The sequence below is a fragment of the Massiliimalia massiliensis genome, from assembly GCF_900155615.1.
Taxonomy (GTDB): Bacteria; Bacillota; Clostridia; order Oscillospirales; family Ruminococcaceae; genus Massiliimalia; species Massiliimalia massiliensis.
This window is the reverse complement of record NZ_FUHT01000003.1, coordinates 526,769-540,690: the sequence shown is the minus strand read 5'-3', so window position 1 is coordinate 540,690 and position 13,922 is coordinate 526,769. Positions and strand designations below refer to the sequence as shown.

General features: G+C 45.3%; 13 protein-coding genes. 4 read left to right on the top strand and 9 right to left on the bottom strand.

Annotated elements, in window-relative coordinates; genetic code table 11:
* Positions 1-30: 30 nt before the first annotated feature.
* Genes CZ360_RS06650 through CZ360_RS06630 form a run of 5 tightly spaced genes read right to left on the bottom strand, consistent with a single transcriptional unit; the run spans position 31 to position 5,739 of the window.
* The gene (locus CZ360_RS06650; RefSeq protein WP_077533383.1) at positions 31-1,503 is read right to left on the bottom strand and encodes an FGGY-family carbohydrate kinase; all 1,473 of its coding nucleotides are present in this window, start codon (positions 1,501-1,503) and stop codon (positions 31-33) included.
* A gap of 15 nt (positions 1,504-1,518) precedes the next feature.
* Positions 1,519-2,448 carry a transketolase family protein gene (locus CZ360_RS06645; protein WP_077533382.1) on the bottom strand — a complete coding sequence of 310 codons (930 nt, stop codon included), beginning with the start codon at positions 2,446-2,448 and terminating at the stop codon, positions 1,519-1,521.
* A complete protein-coding gene (locus tag CZ360_RS06640) occupies positions 2,441-3,265 on the bottom strand; it encodes a transketolase (RefSeq protein ID WP_077533381.1) in 825 nt (274 codons plus the stop codon). Before CZ360_RS06640 ends, CZ360_RS06645 begins: the two co-directional genes overlap by 8 nt.
* A 43-nt stretch (positions 3,266-3,308) precedes the next feature.
* Positions 3,309-4,712, bottom strand: coding sequence for an L-fucose/L-arabinose isomerase family protein (locus tag CZ360_RS06635; RefSeq protein ID WP_077533380.1), 1,404 nt, complete (start codon positions 4,710-4,712; stop codon positions 3,309-3,311).
* A gap of 13 nt (positions 4,713-4,725) precedes the next feature.
* Positions 4,726-5,739: a LacI family DNA-binding transcriptional regulator gene (locus CZ360_RS06630; protein WP_077533379.1), complete on the bottom strand. Its 1,014-nt coding sequence runs from the start codon at positions 5,737-5,739 to the stop codon at positions 4,726-4,728.
* A gap of 606 nt (positions 5,740-6,345) precedes the next feature.
* Here CZ360_RS06630 and CZ360_RS06625 point away from each other — a divergent pair.
* Positions 6,346-7,242, top strand: a complete 897-nt coding sequence (locus tag CZ360_RS06625; protein ID WP_077533378.1) for a nucleoside hydrolase — start codon at positions 6,346-6,348, stop codon at positions 7,240-7,242.
* A gap of 63 nt (positions 7,243-7,305) precedes the next feature.
* The gene (locus CZ360_RS06620) at positions 7,306-8,202 is read left to right on the top strand and encodes a nucleoside hydrolase (RefSeq protein ID WP_077533377.1); all 897 of its coding nucleotides are present in this window, start codon (positions 7,306-7,308) and stop codon (positions 8,200-8,202) included.
* Between the two features lie 47 nt (positions 8,203-8,249).
* Here the strand turns inward: CZ360_RS06620 and CZ360_RS06615 are convergent, their stop codons facing one another.
* Positions 8,250-9,101, bottom strand: a complete 852-nt coding sequence (locus CZ360_RS06615) for an aldo/keto reductase (protein ID WP_077533376.1) — start codon at positions 9,099-9,101, stop codon at positions 8,250-8,252.
* 229 nt (positions 9,102-9,330) lie between these two features.
* Here CZ360_RS06615 and CZ360_RS06610 point away from each other — a divergent pair, with 229 nt between their 5' ends.
* Positions 9,331-9,762: a helix-turn-helix domain-containing protein gene (locus tag CZ360_RS06610; protein ID WP_077533375.1), complete on the top strand. Its 432-nt coding sequence runs from the start codon at positions 9,331-9,333 to the stop codon at positions 9,760-9,762.
* A 6-nt stretch (positions 9,763-9,768) separates the two neighbouring features.
* Positions 9,769-10,113: a hypothetical protein gene (locus tag CZ360_RS06605; protein ID WP_077533374.1), complete on the top strand. Its 345-nt coding sequence runs from the start codon at positions 9,769-9,771 to the stop codon at positions 10,111-10,113.
* Here the strand turns inward: CZ360_RS06605 and CZ360_RS06600 are convergent.
* From CZ360_RS06600 to CZ360_RS06590, 3 genes are all read right to left on the bottom strand, one after another.
* Complete coding sequence (locus CZ360_RS06600; protein WP_077533373.1) at positions 10,110-11,063, bottom strand: hypothetical protein; 954 nt, start codon at positions 11,061-11,063, stop codon at positions 10,110-10,112. The genes CZ360_RS06605 and CZ360_RS06600 overlap by 4 nt on opposite strands.
* 60 nt (positions 11,064-11,123) lie before the next feature.
* The gene (locus CZ360_RS06595; RefSeq protein ID WP_077533372.1) at positions 11,124-11,717 is read right to left on the bottom strand and encodes a hypothetical protein; all 594 of its coding nucleotides are present in this window, start codon (positions 11,715-11,717) and stop codon (positions 11,124-11,126) included.
* A 119-nt stretch (positions 11,718-11,836) separates the two neighbouring features.
* Positions 11,837-13,816, bottom strand: a complete 1,980-nt coding sequence (locus CZ360_RS06590) for a DNRLRE domain-containing protein (RefSeq protein ID WP_159438148.1) — start codon at positions 13,814-13,816, stop codon at positions 11,837-11,839.
* Positions 13,817-13,922: the final 106 nt, after the last annotated feature.

Below are 13,922 nucleotides of genomic sequence, written 5' to 3'. Positions count from 1 at the left end.
GTCACAAACCTGTTAAAACAGGCCTGTGCTCTATTTTGATAAGACGAGTCCGACAGCCGCCTTCCATCCGGAATAGCGCTTGTCTCTCGTTTCATCACTCATTTTCGGTGTATATTCAGTGCGTTCCATCCGGTCAAAGATAGAAGCGTCATACACACCCATGGCGATTCCGGCCAAGTAAGCCGGACCCACCCCGCTGAGTTCATTCATACCGGGGATCCGCACCGGGATTCCAAGCATATCGCTCTGGAACTGCATTAAATACTGGTCTTTGGTCGCTCCTCCATCAACCCGCAATTCCTGGATATCAACGCCTGCTTCCTCACTCATAATCCGCAGGATATCAGTAATCTGATAGGCAATACATTCCTCCGCAGCCCTGACAATTTCCGCTTTCCCGGTATTCCTTGTCATCCCGCAGATCATCGCTTTTGCCCGGCTGACCCAGTAAGGCGCTCCAAGTCCGGTAAACGCAGGTACCAGATAGGTGGTATCCTCCGGATTCGCCTGCATTGCAAGCGGCCCGCTTTCCTTTGGTGAGTCGATCAGCTTTAAGTCTTCCACAACCCACTTCATCACCGCACCACTGTAGTTGATATTCCCTTCCAGCACGTAATTAACCTTTCCGTCAATCCCCCATGCCAAAGAAGTTACCAATCCGTTTTTGCTGAACACCGGCTTTTCGCCAATGTTCATCATAACAGACGTCCCGGTGCCATACGTGGCTTTGATCATTCCAGGCTCCCGGCAGCCATGCCCGCAAAGCGCGCCATGGGAATCACCCAGCACGCCACGAATCGGAACCGGCGCATTTAGGAAACCGTCAAAATCAGTCATACCGTAATCTGCGTTTGCATCACAGACTTCCGGCAGCTTTACATCCTGTACTCCAAAAATCTTCCGGACTTCGTCGTCCCAGGACAGAGTAGAGATATTAAAAAGCTGCGTCCGCGAAGCATTGGAATAGTCAGTTTTAAAGGAAGCGCCTTTTGTCAGCTTATAAACAACCCAGCTATCCATGGTTCCGCAATTGATTTCTCCGCGCCGCGCCTTCTCACGGACACCGTCAACATTTTCCAGAATCCACGACAGCTTGGCGGCCGAAAAATACGGGGACAGATTCATCCCGGTTGCCATCCGCACTGTTTCCGCAGAATCCTTTAAGCGTTCGCAGATATCCTCCGCGCGCGCGCACTGCCAAACAATCGCATTATAAACCGGCTCCCCCGTCTGGTTGTCCCAGGCCATCACCGTTTCGCGCTGGTTAGATACCCCTGCGCAGACAATATTGTCTTTATTGATATCCGATTTCTCGATTACATCTTTTACCACGCCGATCACATTTTGATAGATCTCATTCGGATCGTGCTCTACCCAGCCGTCGTTGAGAATAATCTGGCGATGCGGCAAATCGCTTCGCCCGATCAGATCTCCCGCAGAGTCAAACAGCAGCGCTTTTGTACCGGAAGTACTCTGGTCTATTGATAATACATATTTCATCATGTCACCGCCTGTTTGTTATAACAAGGATTCCGCTTTCTGGGCGATTGTTTTGGCATTTAAGCCGTAGTAATCAAAAACCTCCTGTGATTTTCCGCCGATTGCCGGTTCATCCGGAAGCGCCATATTCAGCACTTTTCTCGGGCAGGTACTGGCGACAACCTGGCTGACCATAGAGCCTAGTCCGCCGTATTCACTGTGTTCCTCCACTGTGATGACAGCTTTTGCATTTTCCGCCGCTTTGATGATCGCTTCCTTATCAAGCGGTTTCACACAGTACATATCAACGACTGTGGCGGAAATGCCCTTTTCCTTTAAGAGCGCCGCGGCATCCTTTGCCGGCTTTACCATCTCGCCACAGGCGATAATCGCAATATCAGTTCCTTCGCAAAGTACTGTCGCATGGTCCATTTCAAAGGGTACATTCCCCTCTTCGTAGACATCATCCACAGCGTTTCTGCCGACTCGGATATAAGCCGGCTTGTTATCCTTCAGCAACGCTTCCATCAGTGCTTTTGTCTGGAAACGGTCGCTTGGAAGATATACCCGCATATTCGGAATCGCAGCAAACGCCGCAATATCCTGCGCGGAGTGATGGGTCATTCCCAGCGCGCCATAACTGATCCCGCCGGAGATCCCAATTAGTTTTACATTGGTATTGGAATAGGCCACGTCTACCTTCGCCTGTTCCATGCTTCTTGTAGAAAGAAAGCAGGCCGGGGAAGCCGCATAAACCTTTTTCCCGCATTTCGCAAGCCCGGCAGAGACAGAAACCAAGCTCTGCTCCGCAATTCCTACTTCTATTGTCTGCTCCGGATACTGTTTGGCAAACTCAGTCAGCGAAGCCGATCCCCGGGAGTCGCTGCAGGTAATGACAATATCCCGATCTGCCGCCGCATGCTCTACCAAAACATCACAGATAATCTGTTTATTTGCTACCTTATTCACAGGCTGCCACTCTCCTTTCTTCCAACTCAGCAACTGCTTTTTCATATTCCTCTGCTGTTGGAACACGGTGGTGCCAACCGGCCTGGTTTTCCATAAAAGAAACACCGCAGCCTTTTGTGGTATCCGCAATGATTACAGTCGGTTTTCCCTTAAATGCTTTTGCTTTCGTGAACGCCTCATCCAACGCGTCCACATCATTTCCAGCCGCGTGGAGCACATTCCAGCCAAAGCTTGCCCAACGGTCATCCTGACTGTCCTGCGCCATAACATCCTCTGTGCAGCCAGAAATCTGCAGGCGGTTGCGGTCTACAACCGCGATCAGGTTATCGAGCTTGTAATGCCCCGCACACATAGCTCCTTCCCAAACAGAGCCCTCTGCCAGCTCGCCGTCCCCCATGACGACGTAAACGCGGTAGCCTGCCTGATCCATTTTCCCGGCAATCGCCATTCCAGCAGCAACAGAAAGTCCATGTCCCAGAGAGCCAGAACACATTTCAATTCCATTCACCTTGGTATTCGGATGCCCGATATATTTTGATTGAAACTGGGAAACTGTCTTCAAATCCTCTTTTGGGATAAAGCCCTTGTCAGCCAGCACGCTGTAAAGCGCCTCTACCGAATGACCCTTGCTGAGAATAAAACGGTCATGCTCCGGGCTGTCAAAATTTTCCGGCGTGACATTCATATGCTTGTTGTAAAGTACATTCAAAATATCACAGACGCTGAAATCGCCGCCAATATGACCCGCTTTTGCACGGAAAATAATATCAAGAATATCCTTTCTTAATGAAAATGATTTTGCTTTTAAATTTTCCATTTTATACCCCGTTCCTCGCTTTGCCAGTTTATATCGAATAAAATTATTCGCCTCTTAAATAAGCCTTTACATCCTCTTCGATCGGATCATACAAATCCGGTTCCAAACCGTTGATATATTTGCAGGCTTCATATAATACCGGCACAACATCCGCATAAATCCCTGTACAGTGATGGATGTATGGCCCTTCTACGAGCTTCGCCTCCAGACGTTTCAGGTTTTCAACCTCAACCCACAGGTAAGTTGCGTTGCAGTATGGCCCTTCCACACCCTTTGCGTGGCCGAGCAGCAGAGAATATTCCCCATTATCTCCGTCAAATCTCGCCAAGGTGACGTCTCCGTATTTTGCCAGCGCTCTGACGGAACCAGGATAATCAAATGCAAGCGGGACGCCGAGTGTCGGCTTTTCCTGCGCGATGGAGAACGGCCATGGCCCGCAGTGCTGCAGGAGCTCTGCATTTTCATTATCAGGATGGCGGATCGTCCAGTCAGCAAAGAAAATCGGCTGTTCGTCCATTGCCGCCGCCTGAACCATAATCGAGGTAATCGCGCCATGGATATCGGTTTCGCAGACAACCGGAATTTTTTCTTCGGTCAGCAGGGAGTTTGCACAGCACGGCATAATTCCCAGTTCATCCTGAAGCGCTGTCCAGCACTGAATCGCAATCGCGTTGCATCCGTAGAAGGAAGCCAAATTCTTCATGGCAACCTTTAAAGCAGCAATATTTTCCAGCTCCTGTTCGTTTACTTCCAAAATCGCATTCTCTCTCAGGAACTCCATTGTTTCCTTAACAGCCGGATCAGTTTCTTTCGCAATGCGAATCGCTTTAGTCAGCTCCGGCATCGGAATCGGAGAAAGCTGGATGTTAAACTTCTCAAGCAGCTCCCCTTCGTTGCACATTGTCGTCCAGAAATCGAACGGACGCGGTGCAATCTGCAGGATTCTGGTATGGTAGAAAGTCTTTACTACATTACATACGCGGAGGAAATCACGGATACCGCGTTCAAATTCAGGATCATTCAGTCTGCAGTTTGTCATATATGTAAATGGCACCTGGAATCTTCTCAGCACCTTGCCGGTTGCGAACAGCCCGCACTGGCTGTCTCTCAAGCGAATTCCATTTTCATCCGGGCGTTCATCCCGCGGCCCCCAGAGCAGCACAGGAACGCCAAGCTCCCTTGCCAGTCTCGCGCAAACGTATTCTGTACCGAAATTACAGTGAGGAATAAACAATCCGTCAACCTTTTCTGCTTTGAATTTTTCCAGGATACGCTTCATATCAGCGTCGTTATAGAGCAGTCCCTCTTCGTTAATATCATCGATATCGACGAAATCAACGCCGAGCTCGATTAACCGGTCTTTGGTTAATCCTCTATACTTTACTGCGTCTGGCGCGCTAAAAATGCTGCGTCTGGTTGGTGCGTAACCTAATTTGATCTTTGACATCATCATCTCTCCTTTAAATTTCGTATTTATTTAAATCCCTTACGCTTTCGCGCTCGATAAATTCTGTACTGATCTGCACTTTAGAATTAATGGTATCCCGCGTTTTAATCTTTTCAACCAAATGCTGAACCGCCACCCGGCCCATCTCCTGCTGAAAAAATCTAATAGTAGTCAAAGCCGGAGAAGAGATTTCCGAGAACGGAAGATCGTCAAACCCAATAATCGAAATATCCTGCGGCACCTTATAGCCAAACTGCTTTAACGCTTTCATGGCGCCCAGCGCAACAATATCATTATCAGCAAAAAACGCTGTCGGCAGCTTCGGTCCTGTTCCAAGATACCGGCACATGTCTTTATAAGCGCCGTCCATAGTCGGAGTCAGGCGAACCCGGTAATCGCCGTTCAGGGGAATCTTTCTTTCAGCCAGCGCCCTGCGGTAGCCGGTGCCCCGGTCAATAAAGTTACGGGTGCGGACGGTACCGCTCAAATACCCGATTTCCCGGTGCCCCTTATCAACCAAAAAGAGAACCGCGTCTTTGGCAGAATCCTCGTTATTTGCCAGCACAGTGTCAAACGCCATATTTTCAAACCAGGCGTCCAATACAACCAGCGGGCAATAGGTATGCTTAAAAATGCTCATGTCTTCCTTTGTCAGCTCCGTTGCCAGCAAAAGAACCCCCGAAGAACTATCATTGATAATTTCCTTCAGCCGAGCCTCAAAGCCGTCCTCACCCTGATTGATCGTATAGATCACAGTATCATATCCCGCTTCACGGCAGGCGCGTTCCACGCCTTCCATCAAGGCTGCAAAAAAAGGCGTATCCGAAACAACCAGACCGTCGCGTTTATAAATCACAAATTTTATCGAGCTCACTTTTGCTCCGCTCACATAGCCGACTTCCTTGGCTACTCTTAAAATTTGTTCCGCAGTGTCCTTATTCACACCTTTTTTGTTATTCAGGGCGTTTGATACAGTAGCAGGGGAAAAGCCAGTTAACTCACTGATTTTCTTTACACTGTATTTCATCAACACTCTCTCCTGTCGTGCCATTATTATAAATGATTTTATATAAATATTCAACAAATTTTCACACATCTCTCAATTTTGTAAAGTTTTTTGTACATTTATTCCTATACACTTCTGTTTTTAATGTAAAAATTGCACAATATATTCTTCTGATCTCAACGATTATCCAAAGCATATTTATATAAACGTTTATATAAATATTTACATTTTTGTTTATTATCAAACTGAACAAAAAAATTTACTTTAACCTGGTAAACTAAAAAAATGATAGGAAATATAACTAATTAAATCAAAATATCTTATTGATTTATATCAAAAATTTTTTCATATTTTAGAAAAGGGTTGCAAAAGCAAAAGTTTGACTATAAAATAAATCTTGAAAAAGATTGAATTAATTTAAAATATTTATAATTTTTCTTTCTCATTCTTATAAAAACCCCTTTTACAGGGTATTTCAAGCGCTGTCTTATGCAATTATTACTTTAAATTTATTACTTGTTTAAAAAGATTTGTGTAAAGAGGGCATTTGTTTTACAAGCAGATCCGAAACAGCTTTTCTCGTCATCAAAGCTGATTCAACATAAATAAGGAAAAGGAGCGAAGAAAATGAACTATCATTTTGACTGTCCGGAACACAAGAAAATCCGCGTTATCGTCAACACAGACGCAAAAAACGAGGCGGACGACCAATTCGCAATTGTACACGCTCTGCTCTCACCCAAGTTCAATGTTAAAGGGCTGATCGCCGCGCAGTTCGGCGAGCGTCGCACCACAGAATCCATGCAGGAAAGCTATGACGAGTGCGTCAAGATCACCAGCCTGATGCATTCCGAGGTAAAAACCTACAAGGGTGCGAAAAAGGCAATCCAGTCTAAAACTGAATACGAGTATTCCGCGGGTGCGGAGCTGATCGTCAAGGAAGCGTTGTCCGACGACCCGTCCCCGCTTTATGTTCTCTTTCTGGGCCCGCTGACCGACATGGCCTGCGCATACCTCGAACACCCGGAAATCGAGGGCAAGGTGAACGTGATCTGGATCGGCGGCGGTTTATATCCAGAAGGGGCCGAAGAATTCAACCTGAGTAACGACATCCTGGCCGCCAACATCATTATGGCTTCCCAAATGGAGGTTTGGCAGATTCCCAGTATCTGCTTCAGCGCGATCATCACTACAATAGCTGAACTGGAGCAGCGCGTCCGGCCTTATGGAAAAATCGGAAATTACCTCTATCAGCAGCTGGTAGACTTCCATAACACGCAATATGACAACTGGACCTCCGGCGAAACCTGGAGCCTTGGGGATTCCCCGGCGGTCGGCGTGCTTCTCAACGAACAGGCGTTCAGCTATGAAATGAAGGAGGCGCCGGGTTTCAACGAGGATATGACCTACATTCACAATACCGGCTACCGGAAAATCCGCGTTTATTATCGGATGGATTCCCGTTTTATTTTAGAGGATTTATTCTGCAAGCTGGCGCTGAGCTTCCCAAACCCAGAGGACTAGCCGACGCATCTGAATGCTGTATTCGCAGCATAGAAATAAAATGTGAAAAGGAGAAATGTATTTATGAAGTACCATTTTGACTGCCCGGAACGTAAAAAAGTCCGCCTGATCGTCAACACAGACGCAAAAAATGAAGCTGACGACCAGTTTGCTATTGTTCACGCCCTGCTTTCCCCGAAATTTGACGTCAAAGGCTTGATCGCCGCACAGTTCGGCGAACGGCACACTACAGAATCCATGCAGGAAAGCTATGACGAGTGCGTCAAAATTACCAGCCTGATGCATTCCGATGTAAAAACCTACAAAGGCGCAAAAAAACAAATCCAGTCCAAGACCGATTATGAGTATTCCGAGGGCGCGGAGCTGATCGTCAAGGAGGCGCTTTCCGATGACCCGTCCCCGCTCTATGTCCTCTTTTTAGGCCCGCTGACCGATATGGCCTGCGCATACCTCGAACACCCGGAAATTGGGGACAAGGTCACAGTGATCTGGATTGGCGGCGGCGACTATCCGGCCGGCGGCGGGGAGTTCAACCTAAGCAACGATATCCCAGCCGCGAACGTCGTGATGGAGTCCAAAATGGAGCTGTGGCAGATTGACCGCAGCGTCTATTCCACCATGATCGTCAGCCTTGCCGAACTGGAATACAAGCTCCGCTCTCACGGCAAAATCGGAAACTATCTGTTCCAGCAGATGGTCGATTTCAACAATTCCCCCAGAGCGCACTGGACCTCCGGTGAAACCTGGAGCCTGGGAGATTCCCCGGCTGTCGGTGTCATCCTGAATGAACAGGCGTTTAGCTATGAAATGGTAGAAGCGCCGAGATTTAACGACGATATGACCTATGTCCACAATACCGGCTACCGGAAAATCAGGGTGTATAAACGGGTAGATTCCCGGTTCATCCTGGAGGATATGTTCTGCAAAATTGCCATGAGCTTCCCAAATCCTGAAGATTAAAAAAAGAGCCGTCTCCATTTTCATGGAGACGGCTCTTTTTAGTTCATTTAAAAGCTAATCTGATCCGGGTCATGCGCGAATCCGACGCAGCCTGTCAATCCTGAAATGACGCCCATATCCTCCTCGGAAAGGGTAAAATCAAAAATCCTGGTGTTGGACTCGATCCGCTCCGGGGTCACAGATTTCGGCAGCGGAAGAAACCCATTCTGCAAAGACCAGCGCAGGCAAATCTGCGCAACGCTTTTCCCATATTTCTCAGCCATCGCCTTCATTTCCGGCACTTCAAAAATTTTTCCAACGCCAAACGGGCTGTAAGCCTCCAGCAGCATGTTCTGCTCCCGGCAGTAGCGAACCACCTCATCCTGCGTATCGCCCGGGCAGAGACGAATCTGGTTCACCATCGGTGCAATTTCAGCCGTTTTCAGCAGCTCTTCGATGTGATGCCGACGGAAATTACTGATTCCAATCGCCCGGATTTTTCCGGCCCGATACAGCTCCTCAAATGCTTTCCAGGTTCCGGCATTGGCTTCCTGCCAATTTTCCCGGAAGAAAATCGGGTTTGGCCAATGAATCAGATAAAGATCAAGATAGTCAAGCCCTAATTCATTCATCGTTTTTTCAAACGCTTTCATGGTCTTTTCATAACCGTGATCCGGATTATTTAGTTTGCTGGTGAGGAAAATTTCTTCACGTGGAATTCCGCTTTCCCGGATCGCCCTGCCAACACTCGCCTCATTTCCATAGGCAGCCGCAGTGTCAATATGCCGGTAACCTGCGTTCAGCGCATCCCTAACCGCATGATAAGCGATCTCTCCGTTTTCCGCCTGCCAGGTTCCGAACCCAATACAGGGAATTTGCACCCCGTTTTGCAGGGTATAGCAATCTGTAACCGATTTCATCGATATACCTCCTTTTAATAGATCATTCCGCAATTTAGCAGAGTCATCTTGAATATCTATAGTATAAACCATAAAGTGCGCTTAAAGTCAAGGGGTATTCTGAGAAATTTTCTGTTTTTCTTCTTCCGACTAATTAAAAAGATAAGTTGACCCACCTTTTATTTCTCGATTTGGAAGATTTTTTCAATCGTGTTATAATGCTTCTGAACATAAGGAGAATTATAATATTATGGACAAAAGTAAGAAAAAATATAATCAGATAACCCTTGACGAGAGAAAGGTAATAGAAAAGTTATTGAAAAGCAACACCCCTAAAAGACAAATAGCAAGATTGCTGAATCGCAGCATAACTACAATCCGCAAAGAAATCAAACGAGGAACGATTAAGCAAAGAAAAGAAGTTAAAACAACAAGCAAACGAGCAGACGTTCCGCTATACAATTCAGAATTCATTTATTTTGCTGAAACAGCACAAAACAACTACGAAAAAAACAGAAAAAACTGTGGCTGCAAATGCAAAGCAGTGCAGTGCTCAGATTTTCTTACATATATTGAAAAACAAGTAAAAAGCAAGCATTGGTCGCTTGACGGAGCTGCCGGATATGCTAAAAAAAACAAACTGTTCAAAAATACCGTAACAACTCAAACTTTATACAACTGAGTTGATATGGAAATTTGCAACATTAAAAATATTGACCTTCCGAAAAAAGTTCAAAGAAAAACACATACGCAAAAAGTACGTCAACATAAAAGATTGTACGGCACCTCAATCGAAGAACGCCCTGCGTCTGTCGATAGCAGAGTAATGTTCGGACATTGGGAGGGCGACGGAATTGTCGGCAAAAACAAGCAAGGACATTTAATAACACTGGTAGAACGCAAAACAGGAATAGGATTGCTGTTCAATGTCGGTGACAGAAAAGCAGATAAGATAGTTAATGTTTTAGATGAGCTGGAGCATAATTTCGGTGCACTATTCCCTTTAGTGTTTAAATCAATAACCAAGTGTTAAGGCTGATAAAGAAAATAAAGATACTTTATAGGAACAGTATCCTCCCAGCCGATGAGATATGCTGTTAAATCGCAGATCGTCATAGGTGGAGCTGAATCAAGCATTATTTCCTCAGGAAAATAATTACCTATTAACGACTGTTTTTCCACAGCCATATCAAGCTCTTCGTCAAAAATCTCCGTATAATCAGCATACAAATCAACAGCGCCGAATAAATGGAGCAGCTCGTGAGCATAAAGTCCGTACAGGCTTTTTTCCCATTGGTACATCGTGTATGCGACACAAACATCAAAAGACAAAAAGTAATCCGGTTCAGCTTCTTCAACCGAAAAAATCCACTCAGGCACTTCTTCCTCGACCCCTTGACAAGCAAATGACCTTCCGTTCTTGTTCACGGAAAAAATGAATGCAATATTTTTCGTGTTATATTTTTCCGTTATATTTTGATAACAGGCTCCTATTTCTGTCTTGAGTTCTTTCATCATATTCAGTATTTCATCATAAGCTAAAGCTCCATCTACAATCACCTTCGGGTAATTGTATTTTATGATTAATGCTTCATCGTCCTTACCCGTTATAATCCTTGCTTCTTTTCCTCTTTTTTTTGCTTCTGTTTCCAGCCAATCCCCGGCTTTTCTAACCTCTTCCAAAATTTCGTCCTGCACCTGCTGGTTAATTTCCGATTCCGGGTCATCTACCATTACATTGACAATCAGAATATCCCCCACCAGCTCCTTAGCGCTTCCGGAATTTTTTGACCGGACATATGGTTTTACCAATTCGTCGCCGGTAAGGGCAGTAATTGCTTGCAGCTCCGATTCGGTGTTGTTTGATGTAAGCTCCTTTGATTGAGTGTTCTCTGAATCAGATTTAGAAGGTTCTGAAACCGTACACCCAGTAATCAATACAAAAAATAACAAGCAGGAATAAACGCAGCGCCAAATTCTCATACAAGCCTCTCCTATCCAAAGGAAAACGAGGGAATGGGAACCCCATTCCCTCGCTCCAAATTATTCATAGCGATAATATTGATTGATGATTTCGTTATCAAAAGTGTAGATAATGTCCCCGTTCGGCACCTCGTATTCCTCTTGCGTGGTATCCCAGCCTGCCGCCTTACCATTAGCGATGAATTTTTCCGCAGCCTTATCAAATTCCTCGCGAGGGATTTGATAGCGTTTTAAATATGACGCCAACTGCATTTCATTCTGTTTTTTTCCGTACTCGTTCTGTTTGGAATAATTCTCAACCCATTCCGTATAGTCTTGTTTCTGTTCTTCGCTTAAGCACTCTGTAAACTCTCCCCAAATTCGATAATATGTAATTCTGTATTTGCGTTCAAATTCATAGTCGTCTTGCTCTTGGGGTACAAGCTGAATGGAACCGGGCTGATATTCCGGCAAATCTTTTTGCTCCGTATTGGAACCTGCGGACGAAACGTCCTCATCAGGCAGTTTAGATGATTCACCGCCGGGATCTTCAGAAACCGTTGACTGGGCGGAAGAAGGATCAGACGGACTATTTGTTTGGGTGGACTGACACGCCGTCAGTGTTAGAATGGACGCGCAAAGTAAAATAACCGGCAGAACGTTGAACCTTTTCATAAAAATCAATCATTCCTTTCTTCGGAATTTGTGCCGCTCGGCGAAGCCGATTGCCGCTTTGCTTTTTGCAGCAAAGGCACAAAAACGGGGTGTGAAAAAATATTTTTCACACGATTCTCCTATTTCTTCCACTTTGTGGAAGTATCGTTATAATCATTGGCTGAGTATGTATAATTGAATGAACTGTTTGGGATATATTTACCCCCGCTTAATTTGAACATAGGATTAGGATTTGTCCAGGAACTTCTTTTGTCGTTGGTGTGATAAGTCGTAAGCGGGTTATAGGATTTATACTTATCGCTTCCCCATTGGAGCTGAAAGTGCAGATGAGGCCCCGTCACATTGCCTGTGCTTCCGCTGACGCCAATCGCTGTTCCTGCTCTTACCGTTCCGCTTGTCACCTTATAGCTCTTGAGGTGATAATATCTTGTTTGGAACGAGCTTCCGGTTTTTGTAACAATTATAGAATTTCCGGAAGAAGAATCATAAAATGTTGAAACCGTGCCGGGAACTGCGGCAACTACAGTTTTTCCATCGCCGGTAATGTCAATTCCACGATGTACTGCTCCGTCAAAATTCCGATAGCCCCATTTAGAACTAATCGTGTAATTATCAGGAAGCGGCCAAGCAATGCTGCCGTTACCACCAGAACTGCCGCTATAACTAATCGTCATCAACGGGCGTTTGCTTTCTGTAGCATAATCCGAAGAATAAAATGAATTGTAATCATTGATAGATTCACTATAATATCGAATCATCATACCATAGTTAGCTTTCTTTCCTGTAGAACTGTTCGCATACCACTCTTTTACTGTGTTCGTGCAATTAAAAGAGTAATAAGATTTATTGTTATGGCTGATGTTGCTGGCAATCAATGTACCGGCAGCCGGTTTGTTCGCCCAGGTAATCGTTCCTGAATCCCAGTTCCCGCCTGTAACCTTATAAGCCGAAGCGTTATTCGCACTAGTTGTTCCCGCCAATATGTTAAGCCTTTGCGTTGCCCGAGTTATCGTCGAGTCAGTAGAAATCGTCGGCATTGTTACATATTTTAAGTAAGCTCGTGCGGTCTTTCCGGACTTTTTGCCAATATACATTCTGTCTAAATTTTCATTTTGATTGCCATTATCCTGCAAAACATAGGTATCAATGATATTCTGTCTAACCCGGCTGACAGAAACATCAGGGTCAATCGTAACCGGGTAAACTCGGTCGGGGGCGTTAAGCCATACAGAATCAGGAGTCATTGTAATTTCATACAGATTGTCGCCTGTTTCATTTAATGCAACAGAAATATTTTCTGACAGTTCCGAGGAGCTGTCGTACATATACGGTGCCCACATCGTAAAGATAACAGTATTATTGCTATCAAAAAATTCTATTTCCCTGTTATCAAGCAGACGAGCGGATAAGCCGTCTGTAAAAACAGTCACGGTATATGATGTAATATTCTGCGGACTGTCAAGGATAATGCTTTCCTTTACCCTGCTGGGCAGTACAATGTACTCTAAGTCTATATTTGGCGCTATTGCGTTTTCATACTGAACTGCTGATGAAGATTTGTCAACAAGAGTTTTCTGTTCTTCTGTATCCAAATCAGAGCGGTTCGCAGAAATAACTTCTGCCGCCGGACTCCGGAGATAAGCAGGAGCTTCCAATATCGGTGCGGTATTTGTGTTTGCTTCAACTCCCCAGGCTATTGAATATCCGTCCTGTTCCATCGTAACAAGCCTGTCTTGGTAGTTTTTCGCAAAGCTCACATCGGAAATTCCATCAACGGTTTCATAGCGTTCAGTTCCGTCAGAAGCAGTTTGAAGCCGAAGCGTATTATTAACTTCCACCCAGGAACCATTCGCCCGGCGGTGGATCGGTTCGCTATACACGGCAGCGGTATAGCTTCCGTCTGACATCAAAAAATGCTTTTCGTATTCTTTTCTTAAAGATGTATCTTCCTGAATAATTGTTAGTGTATCGTTTGCTGCGTTGTTTGCTTTATTGAAGCTTGCAGTTTCGGCTCCAGCCGTAAAACCGAAAGACATACAGCTGAACATAAATGCAAGCAGTGAAAACAGCGAAACAAACTGTTTCGACCGCTTTTTCATCGTTTTCCTCCTTATTTTTTCATTGTTATAACGGTACATCTTTTTATAATGGGTTTGCCAGGTCTTGCGCTAACGTTACAGCACCATCGGTATCATCTCCTTTACA

Coding starts and splice junctions, on each gene's coding strand:
- CZ360_RS06650 (WP_077533383.1), bottom strand. CDS start 1,503: ATGATGAAATATGTATTATCAATAGACCAGAGTACTTCCGGTACAAAA.
- CZ360_RS06640 (WP_077533381.1), bottom strand. CDS start 3,265: ATGGAAAATTTAAAAGCAAAATCATTTTCATTAAGAAAGGATATTCTT.
- CZ360_RS06635 (WP_077533380.1), bottom strand. CDS start 4,712: ATGTCAAAGATCAAATTAGGTTACGCACCAACCAGACGCAGCATTTTT.
- CZ360_RS06630 (WP_077533379.1), bottom strand. CDS start 5,739: ATGAAATACAGTGTAAAGAAAATCAGTGAGTTAACTGGCTTTTCCCCT.
- CZ360_RS06625 (WP_077533378.1), top strand. CDS start 6,346: ATGAACTATCATTTTGACTGTCCGGAACACAAGAAAATCCGCGTTATC.
- CZ360_RS06620 (WP_077533377.1), top strand. CDS start 7,306: ATGAAGTACCATTTTGACTGCCCGGAACGTAAAAAAGTCCGCCTGATC.
- CZ360_RS06615 (WP_077533376.1), bottom strand. CDS start 9,101: ATGAAATCGGTTACAGATTGCTATACCCTGCAAAACGGGGTGCAAATT.
- CZ360_RS06610 (WP_077533375.1), top strand. CDS start 9,331: ATGGACAAAAGTAAGAAAAAATATAATCAGATAACCCTTGACGAGAGA.
- CZ360_RS06605 (WP_077533374.1), top strand. CDS start 9,769: ATGGAAATTTGCAACATTAAAAATATTGACCTTCCGAAAAAAGTTCAA.
- CZ360_RS06600 (WP_077533373.1), bottom strand. CDS start 11,063: ATGAGAATTTGGCGCTGCGTTTATTCCTGCTTGTTATTTTTTGTATTG.
- CZ360_RS06595 (WP_077533372.1), bottom strand. CDS start 11,717: ATGAAAAGGTTCAACGTTCTGCCGGTTATTTTACTTTGCGCGTCCATT.
- CZ360_RS06590 (WP_159438148.1), bottom strand. CDS start 13,816: ATGAAAAAGCGGTCGAAACAGTTTGTTTCGCTGTTTTCACTGCTTGCA.